Genomic DNA, 20,261 nt, shown 5'->3' with positions numbered 1-20,261 from the left:
AAGGGTTACTTGAACTGTTGAGCCAAATAGTTACTGGTGCCGTTCATTTTCGACATCATGGTATCCAGCTGAACGAACTGTTGTTTATAACGATCGATGGTGTTCTGAATGCTGGCGGTGACCGTGGTGATTTGGCTGTTCAGGCGATCGAGGTTGGTGTTGATGCTTTTGGTCGAGTTCTCGATGATGCCGCCGGATTTGATGTAGCTTTGGATCTCGTTGTGGATCTCGGTGGCCATGCCGGTGTCTTTGCCGTTGCCGACGAAGAAGTTACTGACCTGATCCGGTTTTTCATCCATCGCTTTCTTCAGCTTGGTGCTGTCGATTTCCAGTTTGCCGGTCTTGGTGTTGGTGGAGATGCCGAGGTTGCCCAAGCCTTTCAAATCCGGGTTGTCTTGCGCGGCACTGAGGGCGCTTTTGATCGACGACTGAACGCCGCGCAGGGTGTTGTCGCCGAGCAGCGGACCGTTGCTCGGGTTTGGCGCTTCGCCGGTTTTCACCGGGGTGTACTTGGACAATGCGTTGAAGGTGTCCAGCAGTGAGTTATAGCTGTCGACCCATTCTTTGATCTTGTCGGTGGTGCCGGCGGTGTTGGTGCTGATCACCAGGTTTTGTGGCTCGGTGTCTTTGGTTTTGGTTTTCAGATCGATGGTAACGCCCTGCAGGGCATCGCTGATCGAGTTGGTGCTGCGCTTGATATCCGTGCCGTTCACTTTCAACAGCGCATCTTGCGGCTCAACGGTCTGCTTCATGGCGGTGGTGGTGCCGCGGGTGGCGTTGTAGTTCAGGATGTCGCCCAGTTTGTCGTCATTGTCGACCTGGAGGGAAATCTTGTTGTTCTCGCCGGTGGTGGAGGAGCTGATCGCCAGCTGATAGTCGTTGTCGCCGACGCGCATGATGCTGGCGGTAACGCCGGCCTTGGCGCCGTTGATGGCGTCGCGCAGCTCCAGCAGCGAGGTTTGATCGTCGCTGAGCGGGATTTTGGTGGCTTTCGGCGGGTTGCCGGCGGTGATGGTCAGAGCGCGGTCGGTGGCGCTTTCGGTGCCTAACTTGGCGCCCTGATCGCTGACTTTCGCCTGAGTGGTCAGGGTTTGCGCCTGCGCCAGCTGCTTCACTTCCACCACGTAGTTACCCGGCACCGCTTTGGCGTTGGTGGTGATCTTGAAAGCGTCGTGTTCGGTGGCGGTCGTCGCCTTGAAAAAGTCTTCTTTCGCCATCTCTTTGCTGAGGTTGTCGAACTTTTCCAGTGCGCCTTTCAGGGTGCCGTAACCGGTCAGCTGCGCGTTATAGCTCGACTGTTTGGTGGTGTAAGGGGTCAGGCGCTGCTGTTCCGCTTTGGTCAGCTTATCCAGCAAGCCGTTGAGGTCGAGTCCTGAGCCGAGACCTAATGAACTGATCGTTGCCATGAGTAATTCTCCTTGATTATGACTTTATTCGCTTTACGCGTTATCGGCCCAGTGATGAAAAAGTTTACCGAAAAAAACAAAAAACCGATGGCGCAATAGAAGAGGGAAAAAACGCGTTATTTCCGCCATTGCCGAAAGCGCAAAAAATTTTAAAAAATTGCTAAAGGTTGGTAGGAGAGGGCCGATACCTGAGGGGACGGTGGTTGACGCCGTGGGCAAATAAGCCCGAACCTTTTTAACTGTGTTGCGAAGAACGCAACTGACTCGTAAGGAAAGCAAACAATGGCACAAGTAATCAACACTAACAGCCTGTCGCTGATGGCGCAGAACAACCTGAACAAATCTCAGTCTTCTCTGGGCACTGCGATTGAGCGTCTGTCTTCCGGTCTGCGTATCAACAGCGCGAAAGACGATGCTGCGGGTCAGGCGATCTCCAACCGTTTTACCGCGAACATCAAAGGCCTGACTCAGGCTTCCCGCAACGCCAACGACGGTATCTCCCTGGCGCAGACCACTGAAGGCGCACTGAACGAAGTTAACGACAACCTGCAAAACATCCGTCGTCTGACCGTACAGGCGCAGAACGGTTCCAACTCTACCAGCGACCTGAAGTCCATCCAGGACGAAATCACCGAGCGTATGTCGGAAATCAACCGTATCTCCGCGCAGACTGACTTCAACGGCGTGAAAGTGCTGAGCAGCGATCAGAAACTGACCATTCAGGTTGGCGCTAACGACGGCGAAACCATCGATATCAACCTGAAAAAAATCGACGCTAAGCAACTGGGTCTGGATACCTTCAACGTGACCGACAAAGGTCCATCTGTTGGTGCAGCAGTCGCTGACGGTACTATGGTGAAAGGTGCCACTAAAGATGTTGCTTATAACGCAGCTGCGTCGGGTTTGGATGCTGCTAAAGGCGAAGCACTGGTTTCTGGTAAAGACAAAGACGGTAATGCGGTTAACTACGTGCAGACCACCGCTGCAGACGGTACTAAAACCTACAAAGCAGCTACCATTGCTGATGACGGCAAAGTGACCGCAGGCGCTGACGTTACCATCAAAAACCCACTGGATACCCTGGACAAAGCGCTGGCACAGGTTGACGGCCTGCGTTCTTCCCTGGGTGCGGTACAGAACCGTTTCGATTCTGTTATCAACAACCTGAACAGCACCGTTAACAACCTGGCTGCTTCTCAGTCCCGTATCCAGGATGCTGACTACGCGACCGAAGTGTCCAACATGAGCCGTGCCAACATCCTGCAACAGGCTGGCACCTCTGTTCTGGCACAGGCTAACCAGTCTACTCAGAACGTTCTGTCCCTGCTGCGTTAATCGTCTCTCCCGATTAACTGTCGCAAAGAAACCCCGCCTCGGCGGGGTTTTTTTATGCTCGCGCACCGCGCGGTTATTACATGGCGCAAATAAAGCCCGTTTTGTGCGACTGTTCAGCCGATTGGCATTCCGCCCCCTACGCATAATAGCGCTGACTCTCTTATCCGCAGGTTTAAGACATAGTGAGCGATCTGTATACCGCCGAAGGCGTGATGGACAAAAATTCTCTCTGGCTGCGCTACGTCCCGTTAGTGCGCCACGAGGCGCTGCGCCTGCAGGTCAGGCTGCCCGCCAGCGTGGAGCTTGACGACTTGCTGCAGGCCGGGGGAATCGGGCTATTGAACGCCGTTGAGCGTTATGACGCCCTACAGGGAACCGCCTTTACCACCTATGCGGTGCAGCGCATTCGCGGCGCGATGCTCGACGAGCTGCGCAGCCGCGACTGGGTGCCGCGCAGCGTGCGGCGCCACGCGCGCGAGGTCGCGCAGGTGATGCGGCAACTGGAACAGCGTTACGGCCGCCCGGCGAGCGAGACGGAAGTGGCGCAGACGCTGAATATCTCGCTGGATGAGTACCGTCAAATTCTGTTGGACACCAATAACAGCCAGCTTTTCTCCTACGACGAATGGCGCGAGGAGCATGGCGAGAACGCGGAACCGATGCTGGAAGGGCATGAAGAGGCCAACCCGCTGCATCATCTGTTGGAAGGCAGCCTGCGCCAGCGGGTGATCGACGCCATCGAGGCGTTGCCGGAGCGCGAAAAAATGGTGCTGACGCTGTATTACCAGGAAGAGTTGAATCTCAAAGAGATCGGCGCCGTGCTGGACGTCGGGGAATCCCGCGTTAGCCAACTGCACAGTCAGGCGATCAAACGGCTGCGCGCGCGGCTGGCGAACGATACCTGACGGCGGCCCGCCGCCCCTCAACTCGATGACTCATGCGACAACCGGACTGCCCCTTATGCCAGGAATACTGTTGAAGAAACGGCCGCTTAGCCGTTACCTGAAAGACTACAAGCACAGCCAGACCCATTGCTCCCAGTGCGGCAAACTGTTGGACCGCATGGCGCTGGTGTTTCGCGGCAAAATCATCAATAAAGAAGCCATCGCGCGCATGGATCAACCGATCGACGATACGGTCTGGCAAAACGTGCAGCATGAGCTGACCGCGCTGTGCCGCTTTTGCAGCGAGATCTCCTGCAACAGCCACCCGAGCTATTTCGATATTATGGCGTTCAAACAGTATCTGTTCGAACAGACCGAGATGAGCCACAGCACCATCCGCGAGTATGTGGTGCGGCTGCGCCGGCTGGACGAAATGTTGGTGGCGCGCAACTACCCAGCGGACAAGTTCGCCAACTGCGCCAGTCACCAGCGTATCATCGACGATCTGCCTAGCGCGGCGCACAACAACTACCGCATAGCGCTGCGCAAATACGATCAGTACCTCGCCTGGCAGCGCAGCTACTGAGACTTTCCCCGGCCGTTGGGCCGGGGCCCGCTGTTTCCCCCGTGATAAAGGATGATTATTCAGTTCACATCTGATAAATCTATCGCTTATCTGATGTCGATATTCGATTCCCTGGGGGGAAGAAGTGAACCTGCAACAACAACTGGCGCAATTTCCGCGTCTGGACCTGGTTGGCACCGCCACACCGCTGGAAAAGCTGTCCCGTCTCTCCGATTACCTCGGCCGCGATATTTACCTTAAACGTGACGATGTCACCCCTATGGCTATGGGCGGCAACAAGCTGAGAAAGCTTGAGTTTCTGGCCGCCGATGCGCTGCGCCAAGGCGCCGATACGCTGGTCACCGCCGGCGCCATTCAATCCAACCACGTGCGCCAGACGGCGGCGGTGGCGGCGAAACTGGGCCTGCACTGCGTCGCGCTGCTGGAAAACCCTATCGATACCCGTGCGGAAAACTACCTGACCAACGGCAACCGCCTGTTGCTCGGCCTGTTCAACGCCGAGGTGGTGATGTGCGAAGCGCTGCACGATCCGCAGCAGCAGCTGGCGGAACTGGCGATGCGCCTCGAGGCGCAGGGCTTCCGGCCTTACGTGGTGCCGGTGGGTGGCTCCAATGCCCTGGGCGCGCTGGGATATGTGCAGTGCGCATTGGAAATCGCCGAGCAGAGCCAACGTAGCAACGTGGCGTTCAGTTCGGTGGTGGTGGCGTCCGGCAGCGCCGGCACCCACGCCGGGCTGGCGGTGGGGTTGCAGCAGCTGTTGCCGGAGACTGAGCTGATCGGCGTGACGGTCTCGCGTACCGTGATCGATCAGCTGCCGAAGGTGGAGCAGATCCAAAAAGCCCTGGCCTGTTCGCTGAATATCGATGAACTGGCGCCGATCGCGCTGTGGGATGATTATTTCGCGCCGCAGTACGGCATGCCGAACGAAGAGGGCATGGCGGCGGTGCAACTGCTGGCGCAGCAAGAAGGCGTGTTGCTGGATCCGGTATACACCGGCAAAGCGATGGCCGGTTTGATCGACGGCATCGCCCAGCGGCGCTTCCGCGATGAAGGCCCTATTCTGTTCGTTCACACCGGCGGTGCGCCGGCGCTGTTCGCCTACCATCCGCAGGTGTAAATACCGCTTGTTATTCCATTTTGAACTATATTTATAAGGTTATATTCCTTTATGCGGGCGGTCGCACTGTTAAAGTGCTGATATCAAAAAAGATAAATAACACACAGGGGTGTTTATGATGTTTGCGAAAGTTCGTCGTCAATGGCTGTTGGGCGTGGTGGGTATTGCGTTGGCCGCCGGTGTGACGACTCAAACCTATGCCGCCGACAATCTGCTGCAGCAGGTGAAACAGCGCGGCACGCTGATCGTCGGGCTGGAAGGCACCTATCCGCCGTTCAGCTTCCAGGGGGAAGACGGCAAGCTGACCGGTTTCGAAGTGGATTTCGCCAACGCACTGGCGGAACATCTGGGCGTGAAAGCCAAGCTGAACCCGACCAAATGGGACGGCATGCTGGCTTCGCTGGATTCGAAGCGCATCGACGTGGTCATCAATCAGGTGACGCTCTCCGATGAGCGCAAGAAGAAATATGATTTCTCCACCCCTTACACCGTTTCCGGGATTCAGGCGCTGGTGAAAAAAGGCAACGAAGGCACCATCACCAAGCCGGAAGATCTGAAGGGCAAGAAGGTCGGCGTTGGGCTGGGCACCAACTATGAGCAATGGCTGCGCGAGAATGTGCAGGGCGTGGACGTGCGTACCTACGACGACGACCCGACCAAGTATCAGGATCTGCGCGTTGGCCGTATCAACGCCATTCTGGTGGATCGCCTGGCGGCGCTGGATCTGGTGAAGAAAACCGGCGATACGCTGGCGGTAGCCGGCCCGGCATTCTCTCGTCAGGAGTCCGGCGTGGCGCTGCGCAAGAACAACCCAGAGCTGCTGGCCGCGATTGACCAGGCGATCGCCGAGATGCAAAAAGACGGCACGATGGCGAAGATCTCCGAGAAATGGTTTGGCGCGGACGTAACTAAATAATGCACGAAAGTATTCAACTGGCGCTGGATTCAGCGCCATTTTTATTGAAGGGCGCAATACTGACGCTTCAGCTCAGCCTGGGCGGCATGGCGCTGGGGTTGCTGCTCGGATTTCTACTGGCGCTGATGCGCCTTTCGCCGCTGTGGCCGCTGGCGTGGCTGTCGCGCATTTACGTGTCGCTGTTCCGCGGCACGCCGTTGATCGCCCAGCTGTTTATGATCTATTACGGTCTGCCGCAGTTCGGCATCGAGTTCGATCCTTTCCCGGCGGCGCTGATTGGCCTGTCGCTCAATACCGCCGCCTACACCTCGGAAACGCTGCGCGCGGCGATTTCGTCGATCGACAAAGGCCAGTGGGAAGCCGCCGCCAGCATCGGGATGACCCGCTGGCAAACCCTGCGCCGGGTGATCCTGCCGCAGGCGGCGCGCACCGCCTTGCCGCCGCTGGGCAACAGCTTCATCGGCCTGGTGAAAGACACCTCGCTGGCCGCCACCATTCAGGTGCCGGAACTGTTCCGCCAGGCGCAGCTGATCACCTCGCGCACGCTGGAAGTGTTTACCATGTACCTGGCGGCATCGCTGATTTACTGGGTGATGGCGACCCTGCTTTCCGCACTGCAAAACCGTCTGGAAGCCCACGTTAATCGCCAGGATCAGGAGTAACGCATGAGTGCCATCGAAGTTAAGCAATTGACCAAGCAGTTCAAGGGTCAGACGGTGCTGCATGGGATCGATCTGGCGGTGGACGCCGGCGAAGTGGTGGCGATCATCGGGCCGAGCGGCTCGGGGAAAACCACCTTATTGCGCTGCATTAACCTGCTGGAGGAGCCGGATTCCGGCACCATTCGCGTCGGCGATATCCTGATCGACGGCAGCAAGCCACTGAGCAAGCAGAAAAATCAGGTGCGGGCGCTGCGTCAGCAGGTCGGTTTCGTATTCCAGAACTTTAACCTGTTCCCGCACCGTTCGGTGTTGGAAAACATCATCGAAGGGCCGGTGGTTGTCAAGGGCGAGGCGAAGGCCAGCGCGGAACAGCGCGCCCGCGCGTTGCTGGCCAAGGTGGGCCTGAGCGGCAAAGAGCAGGCTTATCCACGCCGGCTGTCCGGCGGCCAACAGCAGCGGGTGGCTATTGCGCGCGCGCTGGCGATGCAGCCGGAGGTGATTCTGTTCGATGAGCCGACGTCGGCGCTCGATCCCGAGCTGGTGGGGGAAGTGCTCAATACCATGCGCTCACTGGCGGAAGAGAAACGCACCATGGTGATCGTCACCCATGAGATGAGCTTTGCCCGCGACGTGGCCGACCGGGTTATCTTTATGGACCACGGCCGCATCGTTGAACAGGGGCCGGCCAAAGCGCTGTTCGCCAACCCGCAGCACCAGCGTACCCAGCAATTCCTCGACAAATTCCTGAATCAATAAGGCGACGGGGGAGCTTCCCCCGTCCGCATTCACTCCGTTTCCAACAATGCGTTTCGCGCGGCGGCGGCGAGAAATCCGCTGCGGCTACCGTATCCCTGATATTGCCGAACCCGAGAGTCAATGCGACTCGTAGCGTTCTGCCGCGGCTTGCAAGCAGGTTAATTCGTTCTGAGCTCACCCTGTTGTTATCGCCCATAGAGGCGCCACATCCTCATGCAAGAATAACAAGACGCTAACGGCTGACCGGGCTGCGGGCAATAAAAAACCCTGCACAAGTGCAGGGTTTGCGTCGCGGTGAGCCAATCAGGCGGCAATGCATGGCCGCCTTGACGATGCGTTAACCGATGGTCATCAGGCTGGCGTTACCGCCGGCGGCAGCGGTGTTGACGCTCAGCGAACGCTCGATCAGCAGGCGTTCCAACAGGATGTTGGTTTCACCGTGAGCGAAGCCCTGCACCGAAACGATGGCGCCGCCGCGCTGCGCGATCTGTTCGCACAGGGTACGCAGCTGGTCGGCATCGCCGTGATAGATGGCGGCGTCGAACTCGACCTTGTCCTGCTGCCAGTCTTTGCTGAAGGCAATGCGCGCCTGCACATCGTTCGGCAAGCGGCGGAACAGATTGCGCTGCAGTTCCGCTTCCGGCCACAGCACACAGCTGCCAACCGCCAGCACGGCGGCCAGTTGGATCAGCGCGTCGGCTTCGTTATCCGCCAGGCACAGCACGCGTTCACGCGGCAGCAGGGCATAGGTATTGCGCTCGCCGGTCGGGCCCGGTAGCGGACGTACGGTGCCGCCCTGGCCCAGTTCCGCATAGCGCTGCGCCAATGCCGCCAGTTCGCCTTGTTGGCTGGTGACCGCCCATTTCTCCAGCGATTGCAGTGCGCCCAGCAGTTGCGGCCGCGCGGTGGCTTCCATCGGGCGCTCTTCGTCCTGACGGTGCAGCGTACGCTGCAGTGCGTCGTCCGGACGGTTGGCCAGCAGACGGTACAGGTACAGCGGGCCACCGGCTTTCGGGCCGGTGCCCGACAGGCCTTCGCCGCCGAACGGCTGCACGCCGACCACCGCGCCGACCATATTGCGGTTGACGTACAGGTTGCCGACCTTGGCGCGTTCGGTCACCCGGGCGATGGTTTCATCGATACGGGTGTGAATACCCAGCGTCAGGCCATAACCGGCGGCGTTGATCTGATCGACCAGCGCGTCCAGATTGTTGCGCTGGAAGCGCACCACGTGCAGCACCGGGCCGAAGATCTCTTTTTGCAGCTCGTCGAAGCTGTCGAGTTCGATCAGCGTCGGCTTGATGAAGGTGCCACGCGCCCACTCCTTCTCATCCTGCGCGCTGCCTTTGGCGGCCTGGTACACCTTGCGGCCTTTGGCGCGCATCGCCTGGATGTGGCGTTCGATGCCGGTTTTGGCTTCGGCGTCGATCACCGGGCCCACGTCGGTAGACAGGCGCTCCGGATTGCCCATGCGGCATTCGGCCATCGCGCCGCGCAGCATTTGCAGCGTGTGTTCGGCCACGTCTTCCTGAATGCACAGGATACGCAGCGCGGAGCAGCGCTGGCCGGCGCTGTCGAAGGCGGAGGCCACCACGTCGGTCACGACCTGTTCGGTCAGGGCGGAAGAGTCGACGATCATGGCGTTCAGGCCGCCGGTTTCGGCGATCAGCGGCGTCGGGCGGCCCTGCGGATCCAGACGACCGGCGATGCTGCGCTGCAGAATACCGGCGACGTCGGTGGAGCCGGTAAACATCACGCCGCGTACGCGGGCGTCGTTGACCAGCGTTGAGCCGACAGTTTCCCCCTGGCCCGGCAGCAGCTGCAGCACGCCTTGCGGAATGCCGGCTTCCAGCAGGATACGCACCGCCTGCGCGGCCACCAGCGGCGTTTGCTCGGCCGGTTTGGCCAGCACGCTGTTGCCCGCCGCCAGCGCGGCGGCGATTTGGCCGGTGAAGATCGCCAGCGGGAAGTTCCACGGGCTGATACAGACCACTGGGCCCAGCGGGCGGTGGCTGTCGTTGGCGAAATCGTCGCGTACCTGGCCGGCGTAGTAGTGCAGGAAATCGACCGCTTCACGCACTTCGGCGATGGCGTTGTTGAAGGTTTTACCCGCTTCGCGCACCAGAATACCCAGCAGGCTTTGCAGCTGGCTTTCCATCAGCTCGGCGGCGCGTTCGAGGATCGCGGCGCGCTCCGTCGGCGGTGTCGCGAACCAGATTGGGCCGGCGGCCGCGGCGGCGTCGAGCGCACGGCTGACTTCGTCTTCGGTGGCTTCACGCACGTAGCCGACCACATCGCCCGGCTCGGCCGGGTTGATCACCGGTTGCTCTACGCCCTGATCCAATTCGGCGTCGATGATAGGGTCCGCGCGCCACGGATGGCTGGCGCTGGTGAGCAGGGCGCTGGAGAGCGAGGCCAGACGCTGTTCGTTGGACAGATCCAGACCGCTGGAGTTGGTGCGCTTCTCGCCGTACAGCTCGCGCGGCAGCGGAATGCGCGGGTGCGGCAGGCCAATCTGACCTTCGCTGGCCGCCAGCGCTTCCACGGCGCTGACCGGATCGGCCACCAGCTCGTCGAGCGGCAGGGTGGCGTCGGCGATGCGGTTGACGAACGAGGTGTTGGCGCCGTTTTCCAGCAGGCGGCGCACTAGGTAAGCCAGCAGCGTTTCATGGGTGCCGACCGGCGCATAGATGCGGCAAGGGCGGTTCAGTTTGCCGTCGGCCACTTTACCCACCACCTGCTCATACAGCGGCTCACCCATGCCGTGCAGGCACTGGAACTCATACTGGCCAGGGTAGTAGTTGTTGCCGGCCAGGTGATAGATGGCGCTCAGGGTATGGGCGTTGTGGGTCGCGAACTGCGGATAAATCAGGTTCGGCACCGACAGCAGCTTGCGGGCGCAGGCCAGGTAGGAAACGTCGGTATAGACCTTGCGGGTGTAGACCGGGTAGCCTTCCAGGCCGTCCATCTGGGCGCGTTTGATTTCGCTGTCCCAGTAGGCGCCCTTCACCAGACGGATCATCAGGCGACGGCGGCTGCGTTGCGCCATGTCGATCACGGCGTCGATGGCGAACGGACAGCGTTTTTGGTAGGCCTGGATCACGAAGCCGATGCCGTTCCAGCCGGCCAACTGCGGCTCGAAGCACAGTTTCTCCAGCAGATCGAGCGAGATCTCCAGGCGGTCGGCCTCTTCGGCGTCGATGTTGATGCCGATATCGTATTGGCGTGCCTGCAGGGTCAGCGACAGCAGGCGCGGGTAGAGTTCTTCCATGACGCGTTCGTACTGCGCGCGGCTGTAGCGCGGGTGCAGGGCGGACAGCTTGATGGAGATGCCGGGGCCTTCATAGATGCCGCGGCCGTTGGAAGCTTTGCCGATGGCGTGGATCGCCTGCTGGTAGGAAACCAGGTAGGCCTGCGCGTCGGCTTCGGTCAGGGCGGCTTCGCCCAGCATGTCGTAGGAGTAGCGGAAGCCTTTTTCTTCGAGCTTGCGCGCGTTGGCCAGCGCTTCGGCGATGGTTTCACCGGTTACGAACTGTTCGCCCATCAGGCGCATCGCCATGTCCACGCCTTTGCGGATCAGCGGTTCGCCGCTCTTGCCGATAATGCGGTTCAGCGAGCGGGACAGATTGGCTTCGTTATGCGTGGACACCAGTTTGCCGGTGAACAGCAGGCCCCAGGTCGCGGCGTTGACGAACAGCGATGGGCTGCGCCCCAGGTGCGAGTGCCAGTTGCCGTTGCTGATCTTGTCGCGGATCAGGGCATCGCGGGTCGGTTTGTCCGGAATGCGCAGTAGCGCTTCCGCCAGGCACATCAGCGCCACGCCTTCTTGCGAAGAGAGGGAGAACTCTTGCAGCAGACCTTGCACCATGCCGGCGCGGCCGTTTGCACTTTTTTGGTTACGCAACTTCTCGGCGATGCCATAGGCCATTTTGTGAGTGGCCTGAGCAAGATCGGCGGGTAATCGCGCCTGTTCAAGCAACATCGGCACCGCTTCGGTCTCCGGGCGACGATAGGCGGCGGTGATGGCGGCGCGGGTGACCGACTGCGGCAGAATTTGTTCGGCGAAATCGAGGAATGGCTGGTGTGACTCTTCCTGCGCTTGCGGCATAATGTCGTCCGCTTCAGGCTGGCCCGCAGCGGCCAGCGCGGGAATTTCAGGAATATCGGAACCGCTCTCGAGACGCTCGAGGTAATTAAAGATGGCCTGCTTGATGAGCCAGTGCGGCGTGCGATCGATACGCTGTGCGGCGCTCTTGATCCGGTCGCGTGTTGCCTCGTCGAGTTTCACGCCCATTGTGGTAGTGCCCATGCCAATCCAACTCCTGTGTTTAGAACCTATCCCATCAGGCTAGACAAACAGCAGGCCGGAAAGCCTGTTGGGATAGGTTCGTGAGATGTGTGGTGTCAAGAATGCAGACAATATCCTGCATGTTGCAACTTTGTGCAACCTTGTTAAATCAGGCTGATGAGCGAAGTGTGAGTTTCATCGATTTTTTAACATCGGCAGTTGGCACGAATGTTGCGTTATTGAGCGAATGCGGCGGGGGTTATGATGCCGCAGGCGTTATACCTTGCGGTATATAAGGGTAATAAGAGGGTGCAACTCATTTTACTTGTCGTGAGTGCAACCTTCGGGCCCGGTAAATGTGACGCAGGGTAAACTTTGTGTAACTTTGTTGTTAAATATCTTGTTGGTTGATGAAAGGCTCATCTAGGATAACCGACGGTCAACAATTACGGGCAGAAACTATTTTACCTGCACTTGCTTGCAGGCTGCGCCACGTTCCGGCGCGGCGGCCAGTAAAATGCATTGCGCGTGGGTTTACCGGCGCCGGCTTGGCCGGAGCGAAACGCGAATAATAATGAAAGTGGAGAATTAAATGACAATGAGCACACCTATGCTGGTGACCTTCCTGGTGTACATTTTCGGGATGGTGCTGATCGGCCTGCTTGCCTACCGGGCAACCAACAACTTTGATGACTATATTCTCGGCGGCCGCAGTTTGGGCAGCGTGGTGACCGCGCTGTCCGCCGGCGCTTCCGACATGAGCGGCTGGTTGCTGATGGGCCTGCCGGGCGCCATCTTCCTCTCCGGCATTTCCGAAAGCTGGATCGCCATCGGCCTGACCATCGGCGCTTACCTGAACTGGAAACTGGTGGCAGGAAGGCTGCGCGTTCATACCGAAGCCAACAACAACGCCCTGACGCTGCCGGACTATTTCACCAGCCGCTTTGAAGACAACAGCAAGCTGCTGCGGGTGATCTCGGCCATCGTCATCCTGGTGTTCTTCACCATTTACTGCGCCTCGGGTATCGTAGCCGGCGCACGCCTGTTCGAAAGCACCTTCGGCATGAGCTACGAAACCGCCCTGTGGGCCGGTGCCGCGGCGACCATCCTCTATACCTTTATCGGTGGTTTCCTGGCGGTGAGCTGGACCGACACCGTGCAGGCCAGCCTGATGATTTTCGCGCTGATCCTGACGCCGGTGATCGTGATTTTCGCCGTCGGCGGCATCGATACCTCGATGCTGGTGATCCAGGCGCAGAACCCGGCCAACCTCGACATGCTTAAGGGGCTGAACTTCGTCGCCATCCTGTCGCTGCTGGGTTGGGGCCTGGGCTACTTCGGCCAGCCGCACATCCTGGCGCGTTTCATGGCGGCGGACTCCCACCGCACCATCCGCAGCGCGCGTCGCATCAGCATGACCTGGATGATCCTGTGCCTGGCCGGCACCATCGCCGTCGGTTTCTTCGGCATCGCTTACTTCGCCAATAACCCGGATCAAGCCGGTAACGTGTCGCAGAACGGCGAACGCGTGTTCATCGAGCTGGCGATGTTGCTGTTCAACCCATGGGTGGCGGGCGTGCTGCTGTCGGCGATTCTGGCGGCGGTCATGAGTACCCTGAGCTGCCAGCTGCTGGTGTGTTCCAGCGCGATCACCGAAGACCTGTACAAGGCGTTCCTGCGCAAAGGCGCCAGCCAGCGTGAGCTGGTGTGGGTCGGCCGTGTGATGGTGCTGGTGGTGGCGCTGATCGCCATCGCGCTGGCGGCCAACCCGGAGAACCGCGTGCTGGGCCTGGTGAGCTATGCTTGGGCCGGTTTCGGCGCCGCCTTCGGCCCGGTTGTGCTGATCTCGGTGCTGTGGTCGCGCATGACCCGCAACGGCGCGCTGGCCGGCATGCTGGTCGGTGCGGTGACGGTGATCGTCTGGAAACAGTACGAATGGCTGGGCCTGTATGAAATCATCCCAGGCTTCATCCTGGGCTGCCTCGCGATCGTGGTAGTGAGCCTGATGGGCCGCCAGCCTTCCTCCACCATGACCGAGCGTTTCGATCAGGCGGAAGCCGAGTACAAAACGGTATAACGCCGTTCGATGTCAGTCAGCAAGGGGCGCGCAGAGCGCCCCTTCTTTTTTCCTGTTTACCACCGTCATCCGGCTGTAACACCTGGCGACATTTGATTAGAAAAAATCACGCTTGCGCCTCTTGTATTTCTTCTTGGCAGAATGATAATCACTCTCGTTGTATTTTACGTTTCTTTACAGAGTTGCCGCCGCTCATTTCGAGTCAGTTTTCTCTGCCGCCGCGGTCTTTTCAGGGGTGATTATTTATGTTCGTTCCCTTTCTTATCATGTTCCGCGAGGGGCTGGAGGCTGCGCTGATCGTCAGCCTGATCGCCAGCTACCTGAAACGCACGCAGCGCAGCCAATGGCTCGGTGCGGTGTGGATCGGCGTGATTGTCGCCGCGGCGCTGTGTCTGGCGCTCGGCATCTTCATCAATGAGACCACCGGCGAGTTCCCGCAGAAACAGCAGGAGCTGTTCGAAGGCATCGTCGCGGTGGTGGCGGTACTGATCCTCACCTATATGGTGTTTTGGATGCGTAAGGTGTCCAAATCGGTCAAGGTGCATTTGGAAGGCGCGATCGATCACGCGCTCAACGCCGGTAAAGGGCAGGGTTGGGCGCTGGTGGCGATGGTGTTCTTCGCCGTAGCGCGCGAAGGGCTGGAGTCGGTGTTCTTCCTGCTGGCGGCGTTTCAGCAAGACGTGGGCGCCGCGGCGCCGATCGGCGCGGTGCTCGGCCTGGTGGCCGCCATCGTGCTGGGCATGATGATTTACTGGGGCGGGGTGAAGCTGCACCTGGCCAAGTTCTTCAAATGGACCAGCCTGTTCATTCTGTTCGTCGCCGCCGGCCTGGCCGCCGGGGCGATCCGCGCCTTCCACGAAGCCGGTCTGTGGAACCACTTCCAGGCTATCGCCTTCGATTTCAGCAGCACCCTGTCGACCCATTCGCTGTTCGGCACCCTGCTGGAAGGTATTCTCGGTTATCAGGAAGCCCCGACGGTCAGCGAAGTGGCGGTCTACTTCCTGTATCTGATCCCGGCGCTGATTTTCTTTTTCCTGCCGCAGCGCGCGGAGCCGGCAGCGGCCCCGGCGCAACGTAAAATCAATCATTAATGTTTAATAGGGAATCTCGTATGTCTACTCCGTTATTTCGCCGCAAGGCGTTGCACGCAGCATTACTGGCTATCCCGGCGTTTGCGCTGAGCATCGACGCGTTGGCGGCGGACGTGCCGCAGGTCAAGGTCACGGTCAACGACAAGCAGTGTGAACCGATGCAGCTGACGGTGCCGGCCGGCAAGACGCAGTTTGTGGTGCACAACACCAGCCAGAAAAACGTCGAATGGGAAATCCTGAAAGGGGTGATGGTGGTGGAAGAGCGCGAGAACATCGCGCCGGGCTTTACCCAGAAAATGACCGCCACGCTGGAAGCGGGCGAATATGACATGACCTGCGGGCTGCTGAGCAATCCGAAAGGCAAACTGACCGTCATCGCGGCGGACAACGGCGCTACCGACGGCAAACCGAGCGCGCTGGATCTGGTTGGCCCGATTGCCGAGTACAAAGTCTACGTCACTAAAGAAGTCGATGGGCTGGTGAAACAGACCAAGCTGTTCACCGACGCGGTGAAGGCCGGCAACGTGGAGCAAGCGCGCAAGCTGTACGCGCCGACCCGCCAGCACTATGAGCGCATCGAGCCGATCGCCGAGCTGTTCTCCGATCTGGACGGCAGCATCGACGCCCGTGAAGACGACTACGAGAAGAAATCGGCGGATCCGAACTTCACCGGTTTCCACCGTCTGGAGAAGGCGCTGTTTGCCGACAACTCGACCAAGGACATGGGCAAATATGCCGATCGTCTGTATCACGACACCGTTGAACTGCAAAAACGCGTGGGTGAACTGACCTTCCCGCCGAGCAAGGTGGTGGGCGGCGCCGCCGGGTTAATCGAAGAAGTGGCGGCCAGCAAGATCAGCGGTGAAGAAGACCGTTACAGCCGCACTGACCTGTGGGATTTCCAGGCCAACGTCGACGGCGCGCAGAAGATCGTCAATCTGCTGCGCCCGCTGCTGGTCAAAGCCAACAAGCCGCTGCTGGACAAGATTGACGCTAACTTCAAAACCGTGGACACCATTTTGGCGAAGTACCAAACCAAAGAAGGCTATGAGTCCTACGAGAAGCTGAGCGATGCCGATCGCAACGCGTTGAAAGGGCCGATCACCACGCTGGCGGAAGACCTTTCCCAACTGCGCGGCGTGTTGGGCCTGGACTGAGGCATACGGTTATGAGCAACAAGGCAGGCCCGCACAGCGGGCCGCATCCGCAATCGCAGGGGGCGGCATCGCCTTCGCGGCGCCGTTTGCTGCAGGGGCTGGGGCTGGGCGCACTGGCGCTGGGCGGCAGCCGCCTGGCGCAGGCGGCGGGCAACACAGCGGAGCCGTTGGCGACGCCGCAGGATGAGCGCTGGCAGAAACAGCCGTTTTATGGCCGCCATCAGGCCGGGGTGCTGACGCCGCAACAGGCGGCGATGATGCTGGTGGCGTTCGACGTGCTGGCGACCAATAAAGCGGAGCTGGAGCGGCTGTTCCGGCTATTGACCGATCGCATCGCCTTCCTGACCCACGGCGGCAAGGCGCCGGAGGTGGATGCCAAGCTACCGCCGCTCGATTCCGGCATCATGGGGCCGGAGATTTACCCGGACAACCTGACCATCACCGTCTCGGTCGGCGCATCGCTGTTCGACGAACGCTTTGGCCTGCAGGCGCAAAAGCCGCTGCGGTTGCAGAAAATGACCCGCTTCCCCAACGATGCGTTGGACGCCGCGCTGTGCCACGGCGACCTGTTGCTGCAGATTTGCGCCAACACCAATGAAACCGCTCTCCATGCGCTGCGCGATATCATCAAGCACTCGCCGGATCTGCTCAGCGTGCGCTGGAAGCGGGAAGGGTTTATCTCCGCGCATGCGGCACGCAGCAAAGGCAAAGAGACGCCGATTAATCTGCTGGGCTTCAAAGACGGCACCGCCAACCCGAAAACCGACGACAAACCGCTGATGGATAAAGTGGTGTGGGTCGGTGACAACGTGGGTGAACCTGCGTGGACGGCCGGCGGCAGCTACCAGGCGGCGCGCATTATTCGCTTCCGCGTGGAGTTTTGGGATCGCACGCCGCTGCAGGAGCAGGAAACTATTTTCGGTCGCGAAAAGCACAGCGGCGCGCCGTTAGGCATGAAGCATGAACATGACGAGCCGAACTACGCGAACGATCCCGACGGCAAGGTGATACCGATGGACGCGCACATCCGGTTGGCTAACCCCCGCACGCCGGAAAGCCAAAGCAACCTGATGCTGCGGCGGGGTTATAGCTATTCCCTTGGCGTTTCCAATGCCGGGCAGCTGGAAATGGGGCTGTTGTTCGTCTGCTATCAGGCCGATCTGGAAAAAGGCTTCCTGACGGTGCAAAAAAGGCTCAACGGCGAAGCGCTGGAAGAATACATCAAGCCGATCGGCGGCGGATATTTCTTCGTATTGCCGGGCGTGAAAGAGGGCGGCGACTATCTGGCCAGCGGCCTGCTCAAGGCCTGAGTGCGCAATGACGAGGCGGGATCTTCCGCCTCGTTTTACTTTGGCTTGCCTATTGCGCGGGACATTAAGCGACGGAGTTCAATTCAATCCTTCGCCTGCAGATTAAAAAATCTGAACGGCCCGCCGACTTTGAGTTGTGTAAATTTTAATCGGGAAACCAAAGTGTCATTCACGGTTTTTAATTTTAATTTATTGATATTTATAGGAATAAAATTTTTATGGAATGACGTGACGAGCGTGATATAGTGTTTTTGTGCTAACTGAAAACAAAAGATATAAAATTTTTTTACATTTTAGTAACGCGACAGGATTGAATGTCATTATACTGTAATCATCTGGCGGTAGTTTTCACACGGTGCACAGCTTGAAGCTGTAAATATCACTGCGGGGATCGCTAATGGTAAAGTCCTTGGCTGGGCTGGAAAGAAAAAATAACACATCTCCCCTGATTTCTCGTTGTAACGAGGGTTCTCTCTCCGACTCTCTTTTACCGGCAACTCCGCACCCTTATCGCTACCGAATCTCATCACTTTTTACTCCACGTTTATTGATGCAGTCCGCGTTGTCCCGTGAAAAAACGGCGCTTAAGCGTTGCCGTCGATTCACGTTGTCCCTTGGCTCTTATTGGCTCGGAGGAGGCCAAAACCTAATACGTGTGTGAAACATAATCGCGCGGCCTGGCCGTTGCGGTAGGTGAAACAAACTGTAAGGTGCCACTATGGGTAGACAGAAAGCAGTGATCAAAGCACGTCGTGAAGCGAAACGCGTTATTCGTCGTGACGCTCGTAGTCATCGCCAGCTGGAAGAAGAGTCTGTGACCTCGCTGGTGCAAATGGGGGGAGTCGAGTCTATCGGCATGGCGCGAGACAAGCGCGATAGCTCACCCATCGAGGCTAGAACCGAAGCTCAGGGTCATTACTTATCAGCCATAGAGAATAAGCAGCTGATTTTCGCCACCGGCGAAGCCGGCTGTGGCAAAACATTCATCAGCGCCGCCAAGGCGGCGGAGGCGCTGATCCATAAAGAGGTGGATCGGATTATCGTTACCCGTCCTGTTTTGCAGGCGGACGAAGACCTCGGTTTCTTGCCGGGGGATATCTCCGAGAAGTTCGCCCCTTATTTCCGCCCGGTGTATGACATTCTGGTACGTCGTTTAGGCTCTTCCTTTATGCAGTACTGCCTGCGCCCGGAAATCGGTAAGGTAGAAATTGCGCCGTTCGCTTATATGCGCGGACGCACCTTCGAAAATGCGGTCGTTATCCTGGATGAAGCCCAGAACGTGACCGCCAGCCAAATGAAAATGTTCCTGACCCGTCTGGGCGAAAACGTGACGGTTATCGTTAACGGCGACGTGACCCAGTGCGACTTGCCACGCGGCGTGAAATCCGGTCTCAGCGACGCGCTGGAGCGCTTCGAAGAGGACGAGATGATCGGCGTTATCCGCTTTGAAAAACAGGACTGCGTGCGTTCCGCTTTGTGCCAGCGCACGCTCAACGCTTACAGTTAACCTATCCGCTAATGGAAAGGCCGCTTCGGCGGCCTTTTTTATCTCCGCAATTTCCCCTCTCGTTTAACCTTTGTGTAAATTATTGTGGTTTTTTGTATAGATTTTCGTTGAGTTAGCGTTAATGATTAATGGGTTCCAGATTGGCGTGCAATTTGCCTGCGGCGCCAAAAGGACATTATCTGGGGTGTGCGCCGCGCGGCGCATAGCGTGTAGGTTCTTTGATGCGATTCAAACATGAAATACATCATTCTGATTTTGCTTATTTTATGCGTCGTCTATGTGCATTACCGCGGACGGGTGCGCTACAACGTGTGGCGGCAGCTGTCTGACCATTCCACCTTTACCGCACCGTTGAACGTTTTCATGTATCTGTTTTCCCGTGTGCCGACCACGCCGTATCTGAGGCCGGAGCAGTTTCCTGAGCTGGCGGTGTTGAGAGATAACTGGGAGACCATCCGCGACGAAGGACAGAAGCTGATGGAGATCCAGCAGATCAAGGCGTCCGATCAATTCAACGACGCCGGTTTCAACTCGTTTTTCAAGACCGGTTGGAAGCGCTTTTACCTGAAATGGTATGAGGACAGCCATCCTTCGGCCATGACCCTGTGCCCGCAGACCACGGAACTGCTGCGCCGCCTGCCTTCGGTCAAGGCGGCGATGTTCGCCGAACTGCCGGACGGCAGCCGTTTGCCGCGCCACCGCGATCCTTACGCCGGTTCGCTGCGTTATCACCTGGGGCTGATGACCCCCAACGATGACCGCTGCTTTATTGAAGTGGACGGCGAGCGCTACAGCTGGCGCGATGGGGAAGGCGTGATGTTCGATGAAACCTATCTGCACTACGCGGAAAACCAGAGTGGGCAGAACCGTCTGATCCTGTTCTGCGACATCGAACGGCCGATGCGTTATCGCTGGGCGCAGGCGGTTAACCACTGGCTGGGGCGTAATCTGATGAGCGCCGCCACCGCGCCGAACGAAGAGGGCGATCGCACCGGCGGCGTCAACAAGATGTTCAAATACATCTATGCGATACGCCGGGTGGGGAAACGCCTGAAGGCCTGGAACCGCACCGGCTATTACATCATCAAGTGGATTTTGTTCGGGGGGATCGCCGCGGCGATATTCTTCTCGGTATAAACGAAGACAGGGGCGCACGGTGTGCGCCCCTT

At 58.7% G+C, this 20,261-nt stretch carries 15 protein-coding genes and 1 pseudogene; 13 read left to right on the top strand and 3 right to left on the bottom strand.

The features are described 5' to 3' along the window. Positions 1-5 precede the first annotated feature (5 nt). On the bottom strand, positions 6-1,406 hold the full coding sequence (fliD, locus tag QDT79_RS18975; protein WP_063990248.1) for a flagellar filament capping protein FliD: 1,401 nt from the start codon (positions 1,404-1,406) through the stop codon (positions 6-8). Positions 1,407-1,688: 282 nt separating this feature from the next. Between fliD and QDT79_RS18970 the strand changes: the two genes are divergently transcribed. The 7 genes from QDT79_RS18970 to tcyN all read left to right on the top strand — a co-directional run bounded on the left by QDT79_RS18970 (position 1,689) and on the right by tcyN (position 7,662). Continuing rightward, positions 1,689-2,741, top strand: a complete 1,053-nt coding sequence (locus QDT79_RS18970; protein WP_063990247.1) for a flagellin FliC — start codon at positions 1,689-1,691, stop codon at positions 2,739-2,741. 182 nt (positions 2,742-2,923) lie between these two features. After that, a complete protein-coding gene (locus QDT79_RS18965) occupies positions 2,924-3,646 on the top strand; it encodes an RNA polymerase sigma factor FliA (RefSeq protein WP_004934752.1) in 723 nt (240 codons plus the stop codon). Positions 3,647-3,701: 55 nt separating this feature from the next. Further along, positions 3,702-4,211 carry a flagella biosynthesis regulatory protein FliZ gene (fliZ, locus tag QDT79_RS18960; RefSeq protein ID WP_063990246.1) on the top strand — a complete coding sequence of 170 codons (510 nt, stop codon included), beginning with the start codon at positions 3,702-3,704 and terminating at the stop codon, positions 4,209-4,211. A 124-nt stretch (positions 4,212-4,335) separates the two neighbouring features. Then, positions 4,336-5,328: a D-cysteine desulfhydrase gene (locus QDT79_RS18955; RefSeq protein ID WP_019452928.1), complete on the top strand. Its 993-nt coding sequence runs from the start codon at positions 4,336-4,338 to the stop codon at positions 5,326-5,328. Between the two features lie 115 nt (positions 5,329-5,443). After that, positions 5,444-6,244, top strand: a complete 801-nt coding sequence (gene tcyJ, locus QDT79_RS18950; protein ID WP_063990245.1) for a cystine ABC transporter substrate-binding protein — start codon at positions 5,444-5,446, stop codon at positions 6,242-6,244. Next, on the top strand, positions 6,244-6,906 hold the full coding sequence (gene tcyL / locus QDT79_RS18945) for a cystine ABC transporter permease (protein ID WP_041035592.1): 663 nt from the start codon (positions 6,244-6,246) through the stop codon (positions 6,904-6,906). Before tcyJ ends, tcyL begins: the two co-directional genes overlap by 1 nt. A gap of 3 nt (positions 6,907-6,909) precedes the next feature. Then, on the top strand, positions 6,910-7,662 hold the full coding sequence (gene tcyN / locus QDT79_RS18940) for an L-cystine ABC transporter ATP-binding protein TcyN (protein ID WP_060424097.1): 753 nt from the start codon (positions 6,910-6,912) through the stop codon (positions 7,660-7,662). 29 nt (positions 7,663-7,691) lie between these two features. On the opposite strand, the pseudogene QDT79_RS18935 reads toward tcyN, so the two are convergent. Both QDT79_RS18935 and putA read right to left on the bottom strand, forming a co-directional pair. Beyond that, positions 7,692-7,790, bottom strand: a pseudogene (locus tag QDT79_RS18935) (type II toxin-antitoxin system HicB family antitoxin); the annotation flags it as partial. 209 nt (positions 7,791-7,999) lie between these two features. Then, complete coding sequence (gene putA, locus QDT79_RS18930) at positions 8,000-11,971, bottom strand: trifunctional transcriptional regulator/proline dehydrogenase/L-glutamate gamma-semialdehyde dehydrogenase (protein ID WP_107226371.1); 3,972 nt, start codon at positions 11,969-11,971, stop codon at positions 8,000-8,002. A gap of 571 nt (positions 11,972-12,542) precedes the next feature. Between putA and putP the strand changes: the two genes are divergently transcribed. The 6 genes from putP (at position 12,543) to lpxO (ending at position 20,229) form a co-directional block, all read left to right on the top strand. Continuing rightward, complete coding sequence (putP, locus tag QDT79_RS18925) at positions 12,543-14,027, top strand: sodium/proline symporter PutP (RefSeq protein WP_063990243.1); 1,485 nt, start codon at positions 12,543-12,545, stop codon at positions 14,025-14,027. A gap of 245 nt (positions 14,028-14,272) precedes the next feature. After that, positions 14,273-15,118: an iron uptake transporter permease EfeU gene (gene efeU / locus QDT79_RS18920; RefSeq protein ID WP_063990242.1), complete on the top strand. Its 846-nt coding sequence runs from the start codon at positions 14,273-14,275 to the stop codon at positions 15,116-15,118. Between the two features lie 20 nt (positions 15,119-15,138). Then, the gene (gene efeO, locus QDT79_RS18915) at positions 15,139-16,275 is read left to right on the top strand and encodes an iron uptake system protein EfeO (protein ID WP_308316915.1); all 1,137 of its coding nucleotides are present in this window, start codon (positions 15,139-15,141) and stop codon (positions 16,273-16,275) included. An 11-nt stretch (positions 16,276-16,286) separates the two neighbouring features. Beyond that, complete coding sequence (gene efeB / locus QDT79_RS18910; RefSeq protein ID WP_063990240.1) at positions 16,287-17,585, top strand: iron uptake transporter deferrochelatase/peroxidase subunit; 1,299 nt, start codon at positions 16,287-16,289, stop codon at positions 17,583-17,585. A 718-nt stretch (positions 17,586-18,303) separates the two neighbouring features. Further along, entirely contained in the window at positions 18,304-19,092 is a 789-nt protein-coding gene (gene phoH / locus QDT79_RS18905) for a phosphate starvation-inducible protein PhoH (RefSeq protein WP_015378226.1), read from the top strand. 234 nt (positions 19,093-19,326) lie between these two features. Further along, complete coding sequence (gene lpxO, locus QDT79_RS18900) at positions 19,327-20,229, top strand: lipid A hydroxylase LpxO (RefSeq protein WP_063990238.1); 903 nt, start codon at positions 19,327-19,329, stop codon at positions 20,227-20,229. Positions 20,230-20,261: the final 32 nt, after the last annotated feature.

The organism is Serratia marcescens (assembly GCF_029846115.1).
Lineage (GTDB): Bacteria > Pseudomonadota > Gammaproteobacteria > Enterobacterales > Enterobacteriaceae > Serratia > Serratia marcescens_L.
This window is presented reverse-complemented; position numbering and strand designations above follow the sequence as displayed.

Excerpts from the sequence above, each read along its gene's own strand:
- putP (WP_063990243.1), top strand. The coding sequence starts at position 12,543 with ATGACAATGAGCACACCTATGCTGGTGACCTTCCTGGTGTACATTTTC.
- lpxO (WP_063990238.1), top strand. The coding sequence starts at position 19,327 with ATGAAATACATCATTCTGATTTTGCTTATTTTATGCGTCGTCTATGTG.
- putA (WP_107226371.1), bottom strand. The coding sequence starts at position 11,971 with ATGGGCACTACCACAATGGGCGTGAAACTCGACGAGGCAACACGCGAC.
- fliD (WP_063990248.1), bottom strand. The coding sequence starts at position 1,406 with ATGGCAACGATCAGTTCATTAGGTCTCGGCTCAGGACTCGACCTCAAC.
- efeB (WP_063990240.1), top strand. The coding sequence starts at position 16,287 with ATGAGCAACAAGGCAGGCCCGCACAGCGGGCCGCATCCGCAATCGCAG.
- tcyN (WP_060424097.1), top strand. The coding sequence starts at position 6,910 with ATGAGTGCCATCGAAGTTAAGCAATTGACCAAGCAGTTCAAGGGTCAG.
- fliZ (WP_063990246.1), top strand. The coding sequence starts at position 3,702 with ATGCCAGGAATACTGTTGAAGAAACGGCCGCTTAGCCGTTACCTGAAA.
- efeO (WP_308316915.1), top strand. The coding sequence starts at position 15,139 with ATGTCTACTCCGTTATTTCGCCGCAAGGCGTTGCACGCAGCATTACTG.
- phoH (WP_015378226.1), top strand. The coding sequence starts at position 18,304 with ATGGGTAGACAGAAAGCAGTGATCAAAGCACGTCGTGAAGCGAAACGC.
- QDT79_RS18970 (WP_063990247.1), top strand. The coding sequence starts at position 1,689 with ATGGCACAAGTAATCAACACTAACAGCCTGTCGCTGATGGCGCAGAAC.
- efeU (WP_063990242.1), top strand. The coding sequence starts at position 14,273 with ATGTTCGTTCCCTTTCTTATCATGTTCCGCGAGGGGCTGGAGGCTGCG.
- tcyL (WP_041035592.1), top strand. The coding sequence starts at position 6,244 with ATGCACGAAAGTATTCAACTGGCGCTGGATTCAGCGCCATTTTTATTG.
- tcyJ (WP_063990245.1), top strand. The coding sequence starts at position 5,444 with ATGATGTTTGCGAAAGTTCGTCGTCAATGGCTGTTGGGCGTGGTGGGT.